This is a genomic window from uncultured Phyllobacterium sp., from assembly GCF_902479695.1.
Classification (GTDB): Bacteria; Pseudomonadota; Alphaproteobacteria; order Rhizobiales; family Rhizobiaceae; genus Phyllobacterium; species Phyllobacterium calauticae.
This window is the reverse complement of the sequence record NZ_CABSQF010000052.1, coordinates 1-20,833: the sequence shown is the minus strand read 5'-3', so window position 1 is coordinate 20,833 and position 20,833 is coordinate 1. Positions and strand designations below refer to the sequence as shown.

Below are 20,833 nucleotides of genomic sequence, written 5' to 3'. Positions count from 1 at the left end.
TGCGATTCAGACCGTTTCGATCCGATAAACCACATCCCCGAAGAAAAACTCTTCAAGATTGTCCCCTGCACCGCCGCGATCGACCACGAGGAAATCCGACGCCGCTTCCAGCGAAATCAGCGGGTGATGCCAGACATTGCGGCCGTAATTGACGCCCTGATTGCCCTGCGCCAGGAACGCCCTCAGCTGACCCGGACGGCCCGCATCGTCTTCGGCCACAACGATAAGAAATGGCCGGTCCTGCAGCGGATAGAATGCCTGGCTGCCGAGGGGATGGCGCTCGAGCATCGCGATGTCGATGGGCGGGGCGAAAGCCTGTCCGCGAAAAATATTGATCAGAACCCGCGCCTCCGCCCCGGTCACATCGACATGGGCCAGATCGTGAAAACGCTGCGTGGTGCCATTGTTGATCAGGCGTACGTCGGCACCCTCGGTTTCGATCACATCGCCAAAGGGTTCGAACGCCGCGCGGGTCAGCGGCTGGACGGCAAGCAGAGAGATGGTCATACGGCACTGTCCGGGCGATGATGCTCGTGCCAGTGGCGCGCGATATCGATGCGGCGCGTCACCCAGGCAGCCTCGTGCCCCTGCACATAATCCAGGAACCGCTCCAGCGCCGCCGCCCGTCCGGGCCGCCCGACAAGACGGCAATGCAGGCCGACGGACATCATCTTGGCCGCACCTTCCTGCCCTTCCCGGTAGAGCACGTCGAACGTGTCCTTGAGATAGGTGAAAAACTGGTCGCCGGTGTTGAAACCCTGCGGCGTGGCAAACCGCATGTCGTTGGCATCGAGCGTATAGGGAACAATCAGATGCGGACCCTTCGGCCCTTTCACCCAATAGGGCAGTTCATCGGCATAGCTGTCGGCCGAATAGACGAAACCGCCCTCTTCCATGACGATCTTCAGCGTGTTGTCCGAGGGCTTGCCCTGATAGATGCCAAGCGGGCGCGCGCCGGTGATTTCGGTGTGCAGCCGCACGGCTTCAAGGATGTGCTGGCGCTCGATGTCTTCCGGAAAATCCTTGTACTCCAGCCAGCGCAGGCCGTGGCTGGCGATTTCCCAATCGGCTTCCTGCATGGCGGCCACCGCTTCCGGGTTGCGCGCCATGGCCAGCGTCACGCCATAGACCGTGACCGGCAGGTTGCGGCGGGTAAAGATGCGCCACAGCCGCCAGAAGCCGGCACGGGAGCCGTATTCGTAGATGGATTCCATGTTGAGATTGCGCTGTCCCGGCCACGCCGCCGCACCGACGATTTCCGAGAGCAGGTTTTCCGACGCCGGATCGTTGTCGAGAATGCAGCTTTCGCCACCCTCCTCGTAATTGATCACGAACTGCACGGCGATGCGGGCATGGCCCGGCCATTTCGGGTCTGGGGTATTGCGGCCGAAGCCGATGAGATCGCGGGGGTAATCGGACACGGAGTGCCTCTCCAACAGACAATGCGGCACCCCCTCCATCCGGCAGGACAGAGGGGGTGCAAAGAGCAGGAATCAGCGGCGCTTGAGCAGCGAGCCGACGGCCGGGACAATGGCGGCTGCCAGCGCCAGCTTCAGGATATCGGCAACGATGAACGGGCCGACGCCGAAGGCAAAAGCCTTCTCGAAGCCGAGCAGGTAAGCCATCCAGAGGAAGCCGAGGCTGAGGATGATCGCCTCACCGGCGAGCATGGCAACACCCATGACAACGGGGTTGCGGGCAAAGCCCTTGTCAGCGGCAAGACCGACAACCCAGGCTGCGGCGAGATAGGCGACGAGGTAGCCGCCCGTGGTGCCGACCATATAGGCAAGGCCGATGCCCTTTTCCGGCGTTCCGGTGAAAACCGGCATGCCGAGCGCACCTTCGAGCAGGTAAAGCGCCATGGTGGCCACGGCCAGGCGCGAGCCATAGGCGGCGGCAATGGCGAAAACGGCGAAGGTCTGCATGGTGACATTGACGAAAACCATGTCGATCTTGGTCTTCGCCGCAAGGGTCATCAACGCCGTGCCGACAAGGGCAAGCGAGACAAACCATACGGCTTTGGCAAGCTGGCCTTCCGGCTGGAAGGTTTCAGCAAGGGAACGGGTCTGGGCAGCAATCATGTTCTATCCTCCGGATCGGCTTTCGCCATGCGTTGAAAAGGGTATATTGGGGATGACGCCGCAGCGCAATATGCGCAAGGCCATACACAAGGTCCGCACACCCCCATGTCCCTCGTTTTCGACAGTTCTTTTGCGCCACATTATGGCGAAGCCGTCGAGATTGCGCCTGATATCAAGCGCATCACGGTCAACAATCCCAGCCCCTTCACCTTTTTCGGCACCAACAGTTATCTGATCGGCCGCGATACGCTGGCGCTGATCGATCCGGGTCCGGTTGACGATGCCCACCACGCGGCATTGCTGCGCGCCATCGCCGGGCGACCGGTCAGCCATATCTTTGTCAGCCATACGCACCGGGACCATTCGCCGCTCGCAACGGTTTTGAAAGCCGAGCTTGGCGCGACGCTGGTGGCGGAAGGCCCGCACCGCCCTGCCCGGCCGCTGCATATCGGCGAGGTCAACCTGCTCGATGCCAGCGGCGACTATGATTTCGTGCCCGATATTGCCGCTGCCGACAATTCGGTCATTGCAGGCGATGGCTGGGCCCTGCGCACCATTCATACGCCCGGCCACACGGCCAACCATGTGGTGTTCGGGCTTGAGGGAACGGACATCCTGTTTTCCGCCGACCATGTGATGGCCTGGGCCACATCCATCGTGGCGCCGCCCGACGGCTCGATGTCGGACTACATGGCTTCGCTCGACCGGCTCCTTGAGCGGCATGACCGGGTCTATCTTCCCGGCCATGGCGGTGCGGTGACCAAGCCGAAAACCTTCGTGCGCGGCCTGAAAGCCCACCGCAAGATGCGCGAGCGTGCGGTGTTCGAACGGGTCAAGCTGGGCGACCGCACGATCGCCGCCATGGTCAAGGTCATCTACAGGGAAACCGACCCGCGCCTGCACGGCGCGGCAGGGCTGTCGGTGCTTGCCCATCTGGAAGATCTCGTTGCCCGCGGCAAGGTGCACACGGAAGGCAACCCCTCCATCGACGGCACCTACTGGGCCGGCTGAGTGGTGTCTTCCTCCGGCTGCGCATTCTGCACCTGCGCATCGAGGTCAGTCATGAACTGGGCGATGCGGCCGGCATTTTCGCCGAGATCGTGAATGCCGTAGCGCGAGACCGACCGCATATCGACATAGGTGGTCTCGCCCTCGTCGCTCAGGCGGATGACGACGTCGCTGGTGAAGCCCAGCAGCCAGGTCCGCGCCACGACTTCCATCAGTATTTCCTCGTCGTCGCCGGGCACGCCCTTCTGATCGATGATGGTCCAGCCATTGTTGGTGATCACCGTCACGGCGGCATCGAGAATGCGGTCCGGCGAGCCTTCGTAGCGCCGGCCCGTCACTTCGGGATAGGCCTTGGCCTGCAGGGCGCGGCTGTGCGGATCGTTGACCAGCGGGTTCATGCGGTCCGTCCGTTGACCGGCCAGGGCAAACAGCGCCGGAGGCTCGGTGACATCGGTCGACACGTCATAGATCGCTGGCAGGGTCATCGCCTGGTAGACCGTCACGACAAACGGCCCGAGGACCACCAGCGCGATCACCGCGCCCCAGAAGGCGGACGGGCCGCCGCGGTCGCCGCGGCGCCACAGGCTGGTGAATCCCTTGATGCCGAGCAGCAGCGCCAGCACCGCGAGGCCCGCCACGATGGCGAGCAGCCAGAGAAACTCGGGTGTTTCGATCCGCTCGAAGCGGTGCCCGAGGCCAGACAGGACAAACAGGATGGCCGACAGGAACGCGATCCGCACCGACCATTTGGCGGAAATCGATTGGCGGCGTCGGATGTGGTGTCGCATGGAATCCCGATATGGCTGCACTGTGACTGACACGAACAGCTAACCGTATTTCCCCGGTGAGACAAGCATTGGAACGGCAGGCCTCGTGGCGCCTGCCGTTGCCAAGGCTCCTGCCCGCTAGACCACTGCCGGGATATAGACCCGCGCTGCCTCGTCGTAGATCATCCCGATGGCCGGATCGGTCCGGCTCATTTTGCCGGTTTCAATGTGGCCGGCATAGCGGCGTAGATACTTGCTGTCCGTGTTCACCGCATCGACGAAGGAAACATCGTACCAGCCGTCCTTTGTGACAACGTCAACCCGCTTGGTGCCATTGGAAATCACCGTTTCCACACCGCTATAGGCATTGATCATTTTCAGTTTGCCATTGGCCGTGGGCCACATTGCAAAGGCGAATTTCATAATTTTTCCGTCAGCCGACGGACTTATATCGATAAAATCGGGAAACGCTGCTTGCAACGGATTTTCCGCATTACCTCGGAATTCCGCCAGATAGCCATTGGGGCCGTGAACCAAATAAAAATAATCGCCTTCACCCCAACCGGGCGCCTTGGAATCCTTCAAATACCAAACATCGGATAGGGTGACAGCAGTCGAAACATCAGATTTGGCTCCCTCGAGACTGAAGAACCAGCCCGAATTATTTCGGTCATAGGCCAGAACCGTAAAAGCGGCGCCGAGTCTGCCGTAGTTTTTAAAGGTGAGCTCGAACCGTTTGGGCGTAGTTTTTGTGAAGCTACAGAGAACCTGAAAGTCATAACCAATCGGCAAGAGATCGCAGCCTTCACGATCCTGCTTTGCCGAAATCGGCTTGCCATTATCAGGGTCAGCATTCACATCGGAAATAGTTGGTTTAAAAGTAATCGTATTGCGCGCGAATTCCCTTTCGCGGCTTGAAAAAACTTTCACTGGCTGCATTCCATCAACCAAATCGTCCATCGGCTTGACGTCTGCACGGCCAAAATCAAACGCGCTCGTCAAATCGCCAGCGATGGCCTGCCGCCACGACGAAATGTTTGGAAAGATAGGCATATCTTTCTGCTGCCTGCCTCTGGCCTTGAGCCAGACGTCGAGAAATCGAATGACGGAGGTATGATCAAAAACCTCCGAACACACTCGTCCACCTGAGCTCCATGGGGAAATGATCAGTGTGGGAACACGCATACCCATGCCAATGACTGTATTCCCGTCGACGGAACATTCAGTATCAAAACTGCGTGGTTTTTCCGAGGGCGGTAATATTATTCCGCTAGATACTTTGCCGCCATTAAATATTATCGGTGGAACAGGTGGCAGTACATGATCGAAAAAGCCGCCATTTTCGTCATAGGTGACGATTAAGGCCGTCTTGTGCCATACCTCCTTGTTGGCAACAAGCGCACGCAATATCTCATGCAGATAATACTCGCCAAAATGCGGAGGATATTTAGGGTGTTCAGAAAAAGCCTCCGGGGCAACGATCCAAGAAACCTCCGGCAGCTTATTGTCAATAATGTCCTGTTCGAACTGTGACCGTGTATTCGCCTCTGTTCGCAAAATTGAATTTATGGTCTGGTTTTTGTCATAGATCGAACTCTTGTCGCCCAAACGGGTTTTGTTCACCCTGAACTGTTTAAAATACTCCAGGGTGTTATCGCCGTAGTTTCCGGCAAAAGCATCATCTGTTTTCGTAAGGCCGTCCTGATAGAATTTCCAGTCAACCCCTAACTCTTGTAATCTCTCGGGGTAAGACTTCCAGTTCGGCCTTGAAGCATCGTCGTCCGCTGCTTTATTGCCACTGAAAAAGTCATTGGAGGTCTTGCCATTGCACGTACCGGTCCAGAAATAACTGCGGTTCGGATCGGTAGCTCCATTGTGCGAACAAAAATAGGCGTCGCAAATGGTGAAGGCTTTGGCCAGCTTGAAATAAAGCGGGATATCTTTTTCGCTATAGTGGGCCATCGACACAATGCCCTTCTGTGGAATCCATTTGTCCATGAGGCCGCCGTTCCACGCGGCGAGACCACTCTTGTAATCATGGGCTGGGTCTTCCAGGAATACGCCACCGGCTGCGCCTTCGTTGTCAGTCATCGTGCCCCTGGGCAGTTGATACGGCTTTACCTTTTGCGCGGAGCTATCCGACTGCGCCTGATGCCAGACCGGTTCACCATTTTTCAATTTCACAGGCCGAGGATCACCGAATCCTCTCACGCCACGCAGTGTGCCGAAGTAATGGTCGAAAGAGCGGTTCTCCTGCATCAGGATCACCACGTGCTCGATGTCCGCAAGCGACCCCTCCTTGCAGTGGACTGAAGCGCTCAGCATGTCCTCGACCACCGTGGAACTTGCAAGCGCTTCCTGCATATAGGCGGAACATGCTGCATAGGCGGCGGTATTGACGCTGGCGATACCGAGCATCTTGATAAAATCACGTCTGTCCATAATGACTTCCTGAAATAATAAACTATTGAAATAATTGTTTTTCTTAGATCTGACGCCTTACTGACAGACTTCGGCAACAGGCTGCAAGCGAATGGCTTGAGCGGTCTTCAGATGATCGAGCTCATCCTGAAGCCGCTTCATTTCGGCTACATCCCCAGCACTGCCAACACGGATCTCCTGTCGACTATTCTCAAAGTCGCCGAACCGCTTGGCAAAGTCAGAATTCTGATCTGCAAGCCTGGCAATCTGGCTCTTCAGTTCGTCGAACTGTGCCGCGTCAAATGTCGATGCTGAGACGACACTTGGGTCGGGTTGTTCAGTGTCGGAACACGCGGTGAGGAAGAGCAATGGGAGCAATGGAAAAAATCGAGGTTTCAAGATACCCTCCGGTTAATGAATGCGTGACTGAAAATGCAGTGTCTAAAAAATGAAATCGGTTTTTGAGTTTCAATATGGGCAACGGCATATGAATGCCCGCAGTGTATGAAGCTCTGATGACACCTTAGCGCAAAATCCGGTAATATCCAGCAACTGGCCACACCACCGAACCATCTCAACCGTTTACACTTTATGAGTAGATCGGCTGTCACATAGCTGACATCATCGCCCCGGTGATTCAGGGCAGGATAGAAGGCGGGCAAGCAAGCCGCTTTTACAACGCAAAATGACGAGGCCGGATAGAATGCCTGAAACTGGCAAAGCGGTTTCGCTTGAAGTTGTCGAGATCGAACTGGCGCTTGGCGCACAGGATATTGTTGCCGACGGTTTCGAAGGCGTTTTGCAGAAGGCTGCAACCCTGGTCGGCGGGGAGGTTGTTTTCAACATTCGTGCGCCGGAAGACGGGGACCAGCAGCGCATTGCGGCCATTTCCTTGTCGGACGGTGCCGTCGACCAGCTCGTTTTCGTCATGCTCGGCAATGACGGCACCAGCCTTACCGTTTCGGCCGAAGATGATGAAACCACGCTGCTCACCCGGCTCGGCAAGGATTATGCGGCCGTGATGAAGGGCCTTCGGCCGGAATAACGACGCAGGCGACGTTTTCTTTTGGAAGCCGCTTTGCTCTTTCCGGCAAGTCTGGCTAAGCTCGCCCCATCCCATCAAAATGGAGTCATGAAATGGCGAGCAGCCGCCCCCTTACAAATGTCCAGCAGCGCGATATCGATTCGATCCTGCATCCCTATACCCCCCTCCATAAATTGCAGGATCAAGGACCGCTGGTGATGGGCCATGCCAAGGGGGTCTATATCTATGACACGCAAGGCAAGGAATATATCGAGGGCATGGCGGGCCTGTGGTGCGCCGGTCTCGGCTTCGGCGACGAGGAAATGATCGATGCTGCGACCGAGCAGCTGCGCACCCTGCCCTATTACCACCTCTTCGGCGGCAAGGGCATGGAACCCGCGATCGAGCTTGCCGAAAAGCTCAAGGAAATCGCGCCCGTTCCGATCTCCAAGGTTTTCTATACCTCGTCGGGTTCCGAAGCCAATGACACGCAGGTCAAGCTCGCCTGGTATTACAACAACGCGCTGGGCCGCCCGAAGAAGAAAAAGATCATCTCGCGCGTCAAGGCCTATCATGGCGTGACCATCATGGCCGCGTCGCTGACCGGCCTGCCCTATAACCACAAAGGCTGGGATCTGCCGGTGGAAGGCATCCTGCACACCGACTGCCCGCATTACTACCGTTTCGGCCAGGCGGGCGAGAGCGAGGCGGAATTCGTGGCGCGTCTTGCCGATTCGCTGCGCGACATGATTGAACGCGAAGGCCCCGACACCATCGCCGCCTTCATCGCCGAGCCGGTGATGGGTGCAGGCGGCGTGCTGGTGCCGCCATCGGGCTATTTCGCCGCCATCGAGCCGATCCTGCGCGAGCACGACATCCTGATCATTGCCGACGAGGTCATCAACGGTTTTGGCCGCACCGGCCACTGGTGGGGCAGCCAGGCCGTCGGCATGACGCCGACCACCATCTCGGCGGCCAAGCAGCTGACGTCGGCCTATGCACCGCTGGGCGCCGTGCTGGTTCCCGAAGACATCTACCAGGCCTATGTGGATCACAGCGCCCAGATCGGCACGTTCGGCCACGGTTTCACCTATGGCGGCCATCCCTTGGGCTGCGCGCTCGGGGTCAAGGCCATCGAGATCTACCAGCGCCGCAACATCGTTGACTATGTGCGCGGCCTGACGCCGACCTTCGAAGCACGCCTGAAGAAGGTCATCGATCATCCGCTGGTCGGCGAAGTGCGCAATTCCGGCCTGATGGGTGCGGTGGAACTGGTGGCCGACAAGGCAACCAAACGCTCTTTCGATCCGGCGCACGGCGTCGGTGCACAGCTCGCCCGCTTCCTCGAAGGCCACGGCGCGGTGCTGCGGGCCATCGGCGATTCCATCGCCTTCTGCCCGCCGATGATCATCACGGAAGCCGAGCTGAACGAGCTCTTCAACCGCTTCGAGCTGGCATTGGCCGATACGGAGGCGCATGTTTCGACCGGTGGCCTGCGCGCGGCTTAGGGTAACGATAAGAGGGTGCAGCCCTATGATTGCACCCTCACCCGCGTCTGACAAGTTACGTCTGCTGCGGTCTGCGTTGGTCCCTTCTCTACTTGCAAGACGCAAAGGCTGCGCCTTTCGGTTGCAGATTCAAGGCGTTTTCATTGAAGCTGATGGGCACATCCACAGTGCTCAGCTTTGAGCCCGCCCTGTCGATTTTCCAGCCGTCCATCCTGATCGCGAGATTTTCTACAGCTTTGCCGTCCTTATGAGGGACTTCAACAGTAATTTCCGTTGACTTATTCGGCAATATATTAAGGTAATTATTACTATAAAATGCCGGCAATATTCGCGCTCCGGTGCCTTTGTCAAATATCTGCAAGTGAACCATCAAGGCAATTGCATCGCTGATATTTTCTACCTTCACATTGAGTTTTGTTGCCGTCTTCCCCGTCTCCACAACTTTCGCCGAAATACCGAGCGATGCAGGCTTCATTGTGTCCAGCACCTTGTAGTCATCATCGTCTCCGCTTTTCTTGCACCAATAGAAATTCTCGGACTGGAAGTTTCCATTTACGATGAGCCGAAGCGAAATAAAGCAAATGTCGGATGTGGAGGCCGAAATCTTCGAGCTGATATCGACAATACTGGCTGAAGATGCCGGTCTGATCTCAGGGACATTCTCGACAGTCCGGCTGACTTGTGTACCATCGAGATTGTGGATGGCGATCTCAACGCTCCCGCGCAGCGGATTTGCCGTATGATTGACAACAAAGATTTTTCGAGTGTTCGCATTCATCAAGGCATGAACACGCCTGCACCCGTGTTGAACCGCAAAGAAGGATGAGTGCTGTTCAAGATCATGGCTATACATCTGCCAGACAAAACTTGGTTGCGCCGGGTTGGTCATCCACATGATGACGCCCGTTGATGTCGCAGGTGCTGTTGCTGTTATCGGGCCAAAATTGCCGGCGTGGGACTCGTAAATCGCCTTGATGCATTCATAATTCATCAACTGGGATTTGCGGACAAAATCGGCAAGATTGCTGATCTTGCCATAGCGATTTGCAGTGGCGTCAGTAATCGGTCCACCACCACCGTTCCCATTGGAATCTCTGTCCGCCCAATAGTCATCAGGGCATTCCCAGGACGCTTCGGGCAGCATCGACTGAACAAATTCCAGCGTGGGAATCGAATGAGAACCAATTTCATTGTGGAATGGGAGGGAGCTGACTTTGTTGAAGTGGGTTCCAGGCGCCACCCAATGGTAAGGCCCGCCAGACGCATATCCACCCAATGGAGGCTTTGCATAAGGTTCGCTCGTGTCTTCTTTGGAACTTGTCAGGCATTCGCGTTGAGGATCGAGCTCGGTGACCAACTTGTCCAAACCATCGACGATTGTTTGAGGTGACGGCTTTTTTTCATTGCCGCCGCACCAAAGCAGAATCGAAGGATGGTTGCGGAAATTGGTGATGACATCGCGAACATTGTCGAGATATCTGTCGGTATTTTTCGGAGTGCCTCCTTCCCCTGAGAAGAAGAAATCCTGCCAGACGAGAATACCATATTCATCGCAGGCATCATAAAAATCCTTGCTGGTACTTTGCCCGTTCCAGTTTCTGATCAGGTTGAGGTTGGCCTCCTTATGCAATCTGACCTGATTGAAAAGCCGCTCGCGGGGGATGCGCTTCAACGCTTCGTCTAATCCCCAATTGCCACCCATGATCAAAATGGGCACATTGTTGATGGCGATCCCCAGATCAGTACCGGAGCCTCGCTTGCGCGAATAGGTGATTTTGCGCACGCCAAACTTCAAACTGCGCCGGTCGGATATAGTCTCGCCAATATGAAGCGTAAGGGATAGTTCATAAAGGTAAGGGTCGCCATAGCCGTTCGGCCACCACAGTTTGGGATTGCTTAACGCAAGTTCCGGCACGTTGTTTTTGGTTAGTTTAAAAGTCTTGGGCTCGCTCCCGGCGGGCAGTGAAACCGCATGGCTGAACGCGATGCCCGATATTGTACCTGTGAGAACACCGTTTTGCGCTACCCCCGATTTATTGCTCAAGGTGATATTGATTTCCAGGCTGGCGCTGGCGAGATCATCCGCGAGGGTTGCATTGACCTGGGTATTCACAATTCTGGTCGTGTCGGTAACGAAGCTGTAGACCGGTTGCCAGATCCCCAGGCACCGGTCGGGTATGGTGGGTAACCAGTCCCATCCGGCTGTGCAAAAAAATGTCGGCCCATTGTTCAGCGTTTGGCCGGATGGACCGCCATTGGTTCCTCCACGCGTGCGACCGCTGGAATAACTGGGTAGCAGCGGACGTTCCACATAGTCGAGCTGATGAATTCTCACAGCCAGAAATGTTTTCTGCCCCTGTACATTCTTGACAATGTCCGTGACATCGAAGTTTCCACGCTTGAAGGCACCTTCAATGCGGCCGACCTCCTGGCCATTCAACCATATGGTTGCCAGATAGTTTATGCCGCTGAAGCGCAGCCAGAACCGCTGTCCATCCTGCAAAGCCGGTACGTCGATTTCTGTACGGTACCAATAGTCCGTTTTATGCAGATCATCCGGGATCAGTTTGGTGACGATCTGACGATAGAGCGGGTCTGGATAAACACCATTATTGATCATGCTGGTCAAAACAGTGCCCGGAACAGTGGCCTTATCCATTTTAAATGCACCGGCTGAGGACAGGACTTCGCCGGTAAACTGAGGAGCTTCCTTAACACTGGTAAAAGTCCAGCCGCCTGCGATCTCGCGGATGGTTCCACTGGCGCAATGCGGAAGCGCCTCGAGATCGGTCAAAGACGTTGTAGGTCCGACAGCAGACGCCGAACCAATAAAATTCAAGTGCTTTTCGGCGCTGTAAAATAGTCCGGTTCCAACAATTGCAGCACTTTGTAATAGAAATGATCTGCGGCTTGCAAAACTCATGAGAAGCCTCCCCTTTAAGTTATTTTGAGAATTTAAAAATCAAGCAATTAATCGAAGGTAATGAGGGCACTCGGTGGCATCTCGCCATTGGGCGCAACGCTGCTGACACAAATCAGCCCGGCATTGTTCTGGCCCTTCAGTTTCCTGATTGCCTCTTCCAGCACGGCGATGCGTTTGCTGAAGTCTTCGGCTGAAGATGCTCCAAGCTTTGCTTTGTCGACCGCATCCTTCAAGCCATCGAGCTTTACTTGCAAATCCGCAAGCTTCCCTGCATCAGCCTTGCCGGTCTTCAGCAGATCGATGTCGCTAAGCAGCGGGGCGAGAGCCGCCGCTTCCAGCTTCAGCTTGATCGCCTTGCCGTAGTCGTCTTTCAGTGCCGTAATCTGCGCAAGCAATGGTTTAAGCGTATCCATATCAGCCTGTATGGCCGCCGTTCGCCCATCCAGAGTTTTGAAATTATCCGTCAGCGACTTGAGGCCGGCATCCAGCTTGTCGATGCGGGGGCCGAGCTCCGTCAACGCGGCAACAGAGGCTTCTGTCTGGCCGGCCCGGCTTTGCAAAAGTTCGATGGTGGACTTGAGTGCAGCCAGTGTCTCTTTCGAGGTCACGGCGTCCCCTTGCAGAATGACGATGTTCGCCTGCAGGGTGTCCAAAGCGTCTTTAAGGCCCTTGATCGTTGCCTGGTCCACGCCGCCGTTCAGCGGACTGATGTCTTCCGCAAAGGTGCCTTGCGCATCAGGCGTTGCCGGAGCCTTGTCATCCGCATTATTGCAACCCGCCAGCATAGCGCTGCCGACAAGTCCGGCGATGAGGACGCGTCTGAAAATCATTGGTTCCTCCCAAATGAATTTTGCTTTTAAATTTGTGCTTGAAATTAAGAGTTGAAAAATAGATGCCGCGTCTGACACGTGCGCGATTGCAACAACCGCGCTTTCAAACCGTGCTCCTCCCAAAGCGATTTGAAACGATTGAATACGGAGCCGGATTATTTCCTTAAGCCAATGGGTGTCAATTCGCTTTTAGTCAAAGACGTTAGGATGGCTTTGGCCTCCACGACTTGTGGGAGGTGTTGGAACATTTGACGGGAATCGGGTTTGATACTGTGAAGTGAGATGTATTAAAGCTGATTGCCAATACGTGGTGCGTGGTTCGTGCAGTCGTTTTCAGGTAGGAGACCAGTGTTGACCGAACCCCTCATCCGCAAGGCCACAAGCGCCGATCTCCCCGCCATTGTCGCGCTTCTGGCCGATGATCCGCTCGGCAGTCGGCGCGAGGTGATCTCCGATCCGGTCGATCCGCGTTATCGCTCGGCCTTTGCCGCCATCGACAGCGACCCGAACCAGCTTCTGGTCGTGGCGGCAGACGGAGGACTGGTTGTCGGCTGTGCCCAGATCACCTTCATCCCCGGATTATCACGCACCGGCATGTGGCGCGGGCAGATCGAAAGCGTGCGGATTGCCGAAGCGCACCGGCGCGGCGGGCTTGGCCGCCGCATGTTTGAATGGGCCATCGACGCCTGCCGCGAACGCCGGTGCGGGCTGGTGCAGCTTACCACCGACAAGACGCGGCCCGACGCGGCGCGTTTCTACGAAGCGCTGGGATTTGTCGCCAGCCATGAGGGCATGAAGCTCTCACTACACTGCTAGGCACAGGAAGCCGCGCGCTCCAAGAGGATTGTGCGCTCGCGGGCATTGCGCGTGAGATTTGCGGCCCGCTCGAACTCAGCCCGCGCTTCATCCGGCCGATTGAGTTTCAGCAGGAGGTCGCCGCGAATGCTTGGCAGGAGATGATAAGCCTGCAGGGACGGCTCGCCCGTCAGCAGGTCAATGAGGTCGAGCCCGGCTTGCGGACCGAAAGCCATGGAGAGCGCTACCGCCCGATTGAGCTCGACGACAGGCGATGGCATGAGCTTTGCCAGCCGCTCATAGAGCGCGGCGATCCGGACCCAGTCGGTTTCCTCGGCGGTTCGCGCCCGTGCATGGCAGGCGGCGATGGCCGCCTGCAGGCCATAGGGGCCGTAGACGGTGCCCAGCCTTTCGGCCCGCTCCAGTGCCGCCAACCCGCGCCGGATCAGCAGATGGTCCCAGTGTGCGCGGTTCTGGTCGAACAGCAGGACCGGTTCGCCCGACGGCCCGACCCGCGCGGCAAAGCGCGAGGCCTGAATTTCCATCAGGGCGATCAACCCGTGCACCTCCGGTTCATCCGGCATCAGATCAGCAAGGATACGCCCGAGCCGCATGGCTTCCTGTGCCAGTTGCGGCCTGATCCAATCATCTCCCGTGGTGGCCGAATAGCCCTCGTTGAAAATCAGATAGAGCACGGCAAGCACCGAGGCGAGACGCTCGGTGCGGTCCTTGCCGCGCGGCACCTCGAAGGGAATATTCGCCTCCGACAGCGTGCGCTTGGCCCGGACGATGCGCTGGGCAACGGTGGCTTCAGGTGTCAGGAAGGCGCGGGCGATCTCTTCCGTCGTCAGCCCGCCGATCATGCGCAGCGTCAGCGCCGTGCGCGCCTCGGCCGATAGCACGGGGTGGCAGGCGGTGAAGATGAGGCTGAGCATGTCGTCGCCGATGTCGTCGTCCAGTGCCGTATCGAAATCCGGCATGGCGGCCTGTTCGATTTCCGCGTCATAGCCCAACTGCCCGTGCTTGCGCTTCAGCATCTTGGTACGGCGGAAATGATCGATGGCCCGGCGTTTGCCGGTGACCATCAGCCATGCGGCGGGATTGCGCGGGATGCCCTCCGACGGCCAGTGGCGCAGTGCGGCGATCAGCGCCTCCTGCGCCAGTTCTTCGGCGAGCCCGACATCCCTGACAATGCGCGCAAGCCCGGCAATAATCCGGGCCTGCTCGATTTTCCACACGGTTTCGATGGCACGATGGGTTTCGGCGGCGGTCGTCATAAGGGCCGATCACATCACCTTCGAGGCCGTCGCGCAAGATCGCGACGCGCGGCTTACTTGTTCTGGCCGGCGCCCATGTCGCGAAAGCGGTCGATGGCTTCGAATTCGCCGAAATCTTCGAGTTCGAACATCTGCCGGATTTCGATCTCGCCGCCATCCGGATGCGGGTTGGGAAACCGGTTGGCCCATTCAATCGCCTCCTCACGCGTCTTCACCTGAATGATGGTATAGCCTGCCACCAGTTCCTTGGCTTCGGCGAACGGCCCGTCGATCACGGTCCGCTTGCCGCCGGAATACCGGATTTTCCAGCCCTTTGCGGTCGGTTGCAGGCCATTGGCGTCCAGCAGCGCCCCGGCTTTCGCCAGCTGTTCGTGATAATCGGCCATGGCGCTGAAGAGTTCCTCCGGCGGCATGACGCCGGCTTCCGAATCTTTCGTTGCCTTCACCAGAATCATGAATCGCATTGTCGTTTCTCCTTCGGTTCGGATGCCGGGCGGCCGGATGGTCCGGCCGTTGGTAAACCCTCGCTCCGATGACACGACGCGCGGGATTTACCGGTATCGACATATCGCCTGAATTTTTTCATGGGCGATTGCCGGGTTCAGGACAGGGACAGGGGTGGGCCGGTGTAACGGGCACGCGGGCGGATCAGCTGGTTCATCGACTGTTGTTCCAGAATATGCGCAATCCAGCCGACGGAGCGGGCAATGGCGAAGAGAATGACGGGTGCCGCCGGAGGCAAAGCAAAGCCATCGGTCATGGCGGCGAGCGCAAAATCAATATTGGGCTGCTCGCCGGTCAGCATCTCTGCCGTTTCGCGAATCTCCCGATAGATGGTGCCCGGTTCGAACTGTGCCAGCAGCGCCGCGGCGCGCCGGTCACCATGGGGATAAAGCGGGTGCCCGAAGGCCGGGATGGCCCTGCCCTGGGCCAGCAGTTCGCGTATCGCAAAGCCTGCGCCAGTGGCTTGTGCGGTCCGGACCAGCGCCTGCACGCTGAGATAGGCCTCGCCATGCAGCGGCCCGGTCAGCGCGGCAAGGCCGGCGAGCATGCCGGCCGACAGCGGCGCTCCGGTCGAAGCGGCGACGCGGGCCGCCAAGGGCGGGGCATTGAGTTCGTGATCGGCCAGCAGAACCAGCGCCCGGCGGATGCAGTCTTCCGCCTCCGGCGCATTCCAGGCATGGGCCAGTCGGACGTGAACGGCGTGATTGGCGGCGCTGCCGGTGCCAAGCATCGCCGCAACGACGTCCGCAAAGACACCGGATGCCTCGGCAACCAGCACGGCACGCGAACGGCCATGGGCCGGCAGGTCCGTTGCGGCACGCCGGGCAAGGACAATCATGGCTGCCTCCAGCGGGCGGTCGGGCCTGGGCATATCATGGGCGGAAGGCGATGCGGTGATTTCCCCCGCTTCCCACAACAGCGCTGCAACCTGTTCGAGTGTCGACGTGGCGGCCAATACGGACGCATCCCTGCCGCGATACCACAAGCGCCCGTCGGCAATGGTCGAGATGCTCGACGGCAGGACCGGATCGCCCCAACCGATCGCCTCGGCGGCGACATTGGCCACCGTGCGCCGCCCGACCTTGCGTCCGGCGAGGCGTTTCACATCCTCGCTCTTGTAAAGGCTGCGGCGCGGGTCCTGCGGATCGGGCTTGGCCTGAATCCGCCCCCGGCTGACATTGGCGTAAAGGGTCTGCGGCTGGACGCCAAGGGCCGCCAGAGCCTGCGATGCCGTCAACCACGCCATGGAACCTCACATTGATCATTTACGTCAAGATTGACGTCAATCATAGCGCACCTCATCCTGTGGCGGAAACAAAAACTGGAGTTTGCCATGAAAAACGGTCTTGATGATGTTGTCGCCACGGAAACCACGCTGTCGGATGTTGACGGGCTTGGGGGCATATTGATCATTCGCGGCCGGTCGCTGGATGAATTGGCCGGCGTTGTCCCCTCTGAGGAACTGCTGACGCTGCTGCTGTCGGATGCCTTTGACGAAAAGCTCGACGCGGACGGACTGCGCACGCGCATCGGCCTGGCCCGTCAGGAGGTTTTCCGCACGATACCCGATGCTGCCGCGCCCTTGCTCGCACTGCCGGTCACCGATGCGGTGCGCGCACTGACCGCCCAATTTACTGATGGCGATGACCTTGCCACCGCCCTGCGCCTGATCGCGGCTCCCGCCGTGTTCACACCGGCGGTCATCCGGCTGAAGAACGGCCAGACACCTGTCGCGCCCGACACCGCGCTCAGCCACGCCGCGGATATATTGCACATGCTGCACGGCCGAACCGTCACACCGCAGGAAGCCGCCGCACTCGATACCTATCTCGTGACGGTCAGTGACCACGGCATGAACGCCTCGACATTCGCGGCTCGGGTGGTGGCATCCACCCATGCGGGACTGGTGTCCTCCGTTCTGGCTGCATTCGGTGCGCTCAAAGGGCCGCTGCATGGCGGTGCACCGGGGCCGGTTCTCGACATGCTCGACGCCATCGGCACACCCGACAACGCCGAAACCTGGCTGGAAAAGGCACTGGACGACGGCGAGCGGCTGATGGGTTTCGGCCATCGCATCTACCGGGTGCGCGACCCACGCGCCGATGCATTGATGCAGGCACTGCGGCGGCTGGCTGGAACGGGCAATCACGGTGCGGGCCGCTTCAAGCTGGCGGAGAGCGTCGAAGCGGCGGCTCTGCGCATCCTCGCCCGCCGCAAACCCGACCGCCCGCTCAAGACCAATGTGGAATTCTATACGGCATTGCTGCTGGAAACGCTTGGTTTTCCGAGGGACAGCTTTACCAGCGTCTTCGCCATGGGACGGGTCGGCGGCTGGATCGCCCATGCAAGAGAGCAGACCCAACATGGCCGGCTGATTCGCCCGCAATCGCGGTATATCGGACCGCGCCCGATCAAGGCCGCATAGGTTTTTCACAGTAATGTGATGGTGGAAACGGCACGAAAGGGCCATCCACCATCACATGTGTGTGTTTAAACCCGGATATCCCAGACAATACTGCAATTACCCCAGTAATGTTCAACCTTAGATAGTATTTTTACTCACTAAAATGGGCTTTTGGTGGTATTCTATCGATGGACTCAAGTGCACCGTCTTTGGACATTCAAAAAGGAGCAACTGGGATCATGACACAGCTTCTCAATCGCCTGTCTCTGGCACTCGCCATGACGCTCTCCACCACTCCCTCCGTGATGGCCGGACCGCTGACCACCATGGATGATGTCGGCAAAGCGCTTCATGCCTGCTGGACTGCGCCGGAGGGTTCACAAAAATCCACCGTGACACTCCGTTTCAGCTTCAAGCGCGACGGCTCGCTGATCGGCCCGCCGCGAACGGCTGCCATCGATTTTCCGGGCAATGACGCGGCGGCGCGCAAATCATTCATCGATGCGGCCATTTCCGCCGTCAAGAATTGCACGCCGCTGACATTGTCACCGGAACTTGCCCAGGGCATTGGCGGCCAGGTCTTCACCATGCAGTTTGTTTCGCCTGACGCCTGCGGCGGTGATTGCAACCGGCAAGCCAGCGTGCGGCCAAACTGACCGGCAGCCATGGACAGCAAAAAGGCGGCTCCGCGAGCCGCCTTTCCTGTTCTGGCAAAGCGTGCGCCGGTGCTACTGGCGATGAAGCTCCACCCGGCGGTTCTTGGCCCGTCCGGCTTCGTCGTCATTCGATGCGACAGGCGACTGCAAGCCCTCTCCCTTCGCCTTGAGACGGTTCGCCGAAACACTGTAGGTACTGACCAGATCGGCGACAACCGCATCGGCCCGCGCCTTCGACAACTGCATGTTGAAGTCAGCACCGCCAATATTGTCGGTATGGCCAACCACATCGAGTTTCTCGTTCGGCTGATCCTTCAGGAACTTGGCGATTTCATCAAGGCTCGGGCGCGACTCCGGCTTGATTGACGCCTTGTTGAAGTCGAAATGAATACCGTAGAGCAGAACCTTGCCCGCCGTATCGAGGCTCTTGCTGATCTGCGAGGCGGAAACCACGACCATCTGATCGGTCAGGTTGCCAACCTGAAGCGAGTCGAGGCGGACATAGACCTGGCCCTTGACCGCATCGAATTCCGGCACATAGCCGTCCTCGAATTCGATGACATAGAGCGCGATGTAGGTTTTGACGCCGCCCTCTTCCTTGACGGCCGCCACATAACGCGCCTCGTCCGGGCTGTAGCCGAAAAGCTGGCCGCCGGGGCCCTTTTCGCCAAAGACGTTCTCCAGTTGATAGGTGTCGGCCTGCTTGGCCTGGAACAGGACCTTGTAGCCCGCCGATTGCAGATCGTTCAGGTAGTTGCGGAACACTTCGGCCGAGGAAGGTCCGGCAGGGACGGAATAGACATTCTGCGTCAGGCGGCCTTCCAGTGCTTCCTTGCTGGCAAAATCCGACTTGGCGGAGTCATCCTCGTTCTTGACCCACTTTGCGGTCGGCAGGGTATATTCCGCGAAGTTGCGCGCATCGCACAACATGATCGATGCCCCTTCAAAGCGCTTGATACCGGGGAAATCCTTGCAGCCCGGCTTGTCTGCCGCATGGGCCGACGATGCGATGAAAACGGCCATGAACATAAGTGCCGCGAAGACTCCACTGCAGAGTTTCGATGTCATGAGTATCTCCAAAATGATGTGACGCTGTTGCACTGCCGGCCTGAAACCTTGGACCAGCTGCGCTACGGGATTGCTTTATAATAATACAAAAGTCATTTCGCAATACACAAAACATATCCCGTTTTCACCATTGAACGATCAATCGCCAAACAAAATTTGCCGATTCTACAGACGTTTGATCACAGTTTTAATACATGCGGGATGTCCGCCCTCCGCCAGGAAAAATGTCTAAACAAATAGCAAAATACAAAAACAATAGTTCGAAATTCTAGCGCAATGTACAGACAGCTCCGTCCCGCCCCGCAGCGGGGCCGGAGCGGAGCTGCGCAAGGGGCCTCAGGCTTTGGAAGCGGGTTTTTCCACATGGCCGCCAAACTCGCTGCGCATGGCCGACAGCACCTTGTTGGCGAAGTCGGCATTGCCGCGCGAGCTGAAACGCTCCTGCAGCGCCGCGCTGAGAACCGGCGTGGGTACGGCCTCGTCAATGGCGGCGATGGCCGTCCAACGCCCCTCGCCCGAATCCGAAACACGCCCCTGGAAATTCGACAGGGTCGGATCGTCGTTCAGGGCGTCGGCGGTCAAATCCAGCAGCCAGGAGCTGATCACGCTGCCGCGGCGCCACACCTCGGCGATCTGCGGCAGGTCGAAACTATATTGATAATGCTCGGGATGCAGGAGTGGCGTGGTTTCCGCGTCCACCTCATGCGAGCGCAGGCCGATATCCGCATTGCGCAGGATGTTCAGGCCTTCCGCATAGGCCGCCATCAAACCATATTCGATGCCGTTATGGACCATCTTGACGAAGTGGCCCGCACCATTGGCACCGCAATGCAGATAACCGAGCGGCGCCGTGCTCTTGCCCGGCGCAGCCACGGCTGACGCGGCGGGATCGTTGCCTCCCGGCGCCAGCGAGGCGAATACGGGCGAGAGATGCTCCACCACGTCCTTTTCGCCACCGATCATCAGGCAATAGCCGCGCTCCAGTCCGAAGACGCCGCCGCTGGTGCCGACATCGACATAGTGCAGGCCTTTTGTCTTCAGCTCGCCGCCGCGGCGGATATCGTCGTGATAATAGGAATTGCCGCCATCGATGAGGATATCGCCCGCCTCGAGCAGCGGCACGAGCTTGGCGAGAACGCTGTCGACAACGGCGGCGGGCAGCATCAGCCAGATGGCGCGCGGCTTGGCCAGAAGCGAGACGAACTCCTCCAGCACGACCGTTCCGGTCGCACCCTGTTTTTGCAGGTCCGCCATGCTTTCGGCACGGGTGTCGTGAACCACGAGGGCGTGACCACGCTTCATGAGGCGCTGCGCCATGTTGGCGCCCATGCGCCCTAACCCAATCATGCCAAGCTGCATTTCATTCTCCTTGGAGTGTTTGCAATCCGTCGGGGGAGCCCGCAGGCTCCTCATCGGGAGCAAGTTAGGCAGACAGGACCACGGACACAAGCAAGCGTTGCGTCATAAGCGCGTGATAGCAGCGGCCAGGGCATGGGCGAGTATCGGTTGGCAGAGCGAAATCTTTGATAAAGCGTCAGAAAACGGTAAAATCGCCGATAATTTCCTG

The 20,833-nt window shown here is 58.2% G+C and carries 19 protein-coding genes; 6 read left to right on the top strand and 13 right to left on the bottom strand.

Annotated features, from left to right (window positions below; translation table 11 throughout):
* Nucleotides 1-6 precede the first annotated feature (6 nt).
* From RDL77_RS21745 to RDL77_RS21735, 3 genes are read right to left on the bottom strand one after another with little or no spacing between them, the layout of a single operon-like run.
* Nucleotides 7-507, bottom strand: a complete 501-nt coding sequence (locus RDL77_RS21745) for an ureidoglycolate lyase (RefSeq protein ID WP_288194675.1) — start codon at nt 505-507, stop codon at nt 7-9.
* Complete coding sequence (puuE, locus tag RDL77_RS21740; RefSeq protein WP_374042776.1) at nt 504-1,460, bottom strand: allantoinase PuuE; 957 nt, start codon at nt 1,458-1,460, stop codon at nt 504-506. The genes RDL77_RS21745 and puuE overlap by 4 nt, the downstream gene beginning before the upstream one ends.
* Before the next feature lie 33 nt (nt 1,461-1,493).
* The gene (locus tag RDL77_RS21735) at nt 1,494-2,081 is read right to left on the bottom strand and encodes a biotin transporter BioY (protein ID WP_308526419.1); all 588 of its coding nucleotides are present in this window, start codon (nt 2,079-2,081) and stop codon (nt 1,494-1,496) included.
* A 105-nt stretch (nt 2,082-2,186) separates the two neighbouring features.
* Between RDL77_RS21735 and RDL77_RS21730 the strand changes: the two genes are divergently transcribed.
* Nucleotides 2,187-3,092: an MBL fold metallo-hydrolase gene (locus RDL77_RS21730; RefSeq protein ID WP_288194674.1), complete on the top strand. Its 906-nt coding sequence runs from the start codon at nt 2,187-2,189 to the stop codon at nt 3,090-3,092.
* On the opposite strand, the gene RDL77_RS21725 is transcribed toward RDL77_RS21730, so the two are convergent.
* The 3 genes from RDL77_RS21725 to RDL77_RS21715 form a co-directional block, all read right to left on the bottom strand.
* Complete coding sequence (locus RDL77_RS21725) at nt 3,077-3,877, bottom strand: DUF1499 domain-containing protein (protein WP_288194673.1); 801 nt, start codon at nt 3,875-3,877, stop codon at nt 3,077-3,079. The genes RDL77_RS21730 and RDL77_RS21725 overlap by 16 nt on opposite strands.
* Before the next feature lie 117 nt (nt 3,878-3,994).
* A complete protein-coding gene (locus RDL77_RS21720) occupies nt 3,995-6,298 on the bottom strand; it encodes a phosphocholine-specific phospholipase C (protein ID WP_288194672.1) in 2,304 nt (767 codons plus the stop codon).
* Nucleotides 6,299-6,355: 57 nt separating this feature from the next.
* Entirely contained in the window at nt 6,356-6,676 is a 321-nt protein-coding gene (locus RDL77_RS21715) for a hypothetical protein (RefSeq protein ID WP_288194671.1), read from the bottom strand.
* 304 nt (nt 6,677-6,980) lie between these two features.
* Here RDL77_RS21715 and RDL77_RS21710 point away from each other — a divergent pair, with 304 nt between their 5' ends.
* Both RDL77_RS21710 and RDL77_RS21705 read left to right on the top strand, forming a co-directional pair.
* Nucleotides 6,981-7,322 carry a hypothetical protein gene (locus tag RDL77_RS21710; protein ID WP_223611498.1) on the top strand — a complete coding sequence of 114 codons (342 nt, stop codon included), beginning with the start codon at nt 6,981-6,983 and terminating at the stop codon, nt 7,320-7,322.
* Nucleotides 7,323-7,414: 92 nt separating this feature from the next.
* The gene (locus tag RDL77_RS21705) at nt 7,415-8,809 is read left to right on the top strand and encodes an aminotransferase (RefSeq protein ID WP_223611499.1); all 1,395 of its coding nucleotides are present in this window, start codon (nt 7,415-7,417) and stop codon (nt 8,807-8,809) included.
* Nucleotides 8,810-8,897: 88 nt separating this feature from the next.
* Here RDL77_RS21705 and RDL77_RS21700 read toward each other — a convergent pair whose 3' ends face one another.
* Nucleotides 8,898-11,732: a glycoside hydrolase family 2 TIM barrel-domain containing protein gene (locus tag RDL77_RS21700; protein WP_288194670.1), complete on the bottom strand. Its 2,835-nt coding sequence runs from the start codon at nt 11,730-11,732 to the stop codon at nt 8,898-8,900.
* A gap of 47 nt (nt 11,733-11,779) precedes the next feature.
* Nucleotides 11,780-12,640 carry a hypothetical protein gene (locus RDL77_RS21695; protein WP_288194669.1) on the bottom strand — a complete coding sequence of 287 codons (861 nt, stop codon included), beginning with the start codon at nt 12,638-12,640 and terminating at the stop codon, nt 11,780-11,782.
* Nucleotides 12,641-12,913: 273 nt separating this feature from the next.
* Between RDL77_RS21695 and RDL77_RS21690 the strand changes: the two genes are divergently transcribed.
* A complete protein-coding gene (locus RDL77_RS21690) occupies nt 12,914-13,378 on the top strand; it encodes a GNAT family N-acetyltransferase (protein WP_288194668.1) in 465 nt (154 codons plus the stop codon).
* Here the strand turns inward: RDL77_RS21690 and RDL77_RS21685 are convergent.
* From RDL77_RS21685 to RDL77_RS21675, 3 genes are all read right to left on the bottom strand, one after another.
* A complete protein-coding gene (locus RDL77_RS21685; protein ID WP_288194667.1) occupies nt 13,375-14,634 on the bottom strand; it encodes an RNA polymerase sigma factor in 1,260 nt (419 codons plus the stop codon). The genes RDL77_RS21690 and RDL77_RS21685 overlap by 4 nt on opposite strands.
* A gap of 53 nt (nt 14,635-14,687) precedes the next feature.
* Nucleotides 14,688-15,098: a YciI family protein gene (locus RDL77_RS21680; RefSeq protein WP_223611504.1), complete on the bottom strand. Its 411-nt coding sequence runs from the start codon at nt 15,096-15,098 to the stop codon at nt 14,688-14,690.
* A gap of 137 nt (nt 15,099-15,235) precedes the next feature.
* Entirely contained in the window at nt 15,236-16,384 is a 1,149-nt protein-coding gene (locus RDL77_RS21675) for a citrate synthase (RefSeq protein ID WP_288194666.1), read from the bottom strand.
* A gap of 87 nt (nt 16,385-16,471) precedes the next feature.
* Between RDL77_RS21675 and RDL77_RS21670 the strand changes: the two genes are divergently transcribed.
* Nucleotides 16,472-17,563: a citrate synthase/methylcitrate synthase gene (locus tag RDL77_RS21670; protein ID WP_288194665.1), complete on the top strand. Its 1,092-nt coding sequence runs from the start codon at nt 16,472-16,474 to the stop codon at nt 17,561-17,563.
* Between the two features lie 218 nt (nt 17,564-17,781).
* The gene (locus RDL77_RS21665) at nt 17,782-18,198 is read left to right on the top strand and encodes a hypothetical protein (RefSeq protein ID WP_288194664.1); all 417 of its coding nucleotides are present in this window, start codon (nt 17,782-17,784) and stop codon (nt 18,196-18,198) included.
* A gap of 72 nt (nt 18,199-18,270) precedes the next feature.
* On the opposite strand, the gene RDL77_RS21660 is transcribed toward RDL77_RS21665, so the two are convergent.
* Both RDL77_RS21660 and gnd read right to left on the bottom strand, forming a co-directional pair.
* Nucleotides 18,271-19,266 carry an OmpA family protein gene (locus tag RDL77_RS21660; protein ID WP_288194663.1) on the bottom strand — a complete coding sequence of 332 codons (996 nt, stop codon included), beginning with the start codon at nt 19,264-19,266 and terminating at the stop codon, nt 18,271-18,273.
* 336 nt (nt 19,267-19,602) lie between these two features.
* Complete coding sequence (gene gnd, locus RDL77_RS21655; protein WP_288194662.1) at nt 19,603-20,625, bottom strand: phosphogluconate dehydrogenase (NAD(+)-dependent, decarboxylating); 1,023 nt, start codon at nt 20,623-20,625, stop codon at nt 19,603-19,605.
* Nucleotides 20,626-20,833: the final 208 nt, after the last annotated feature.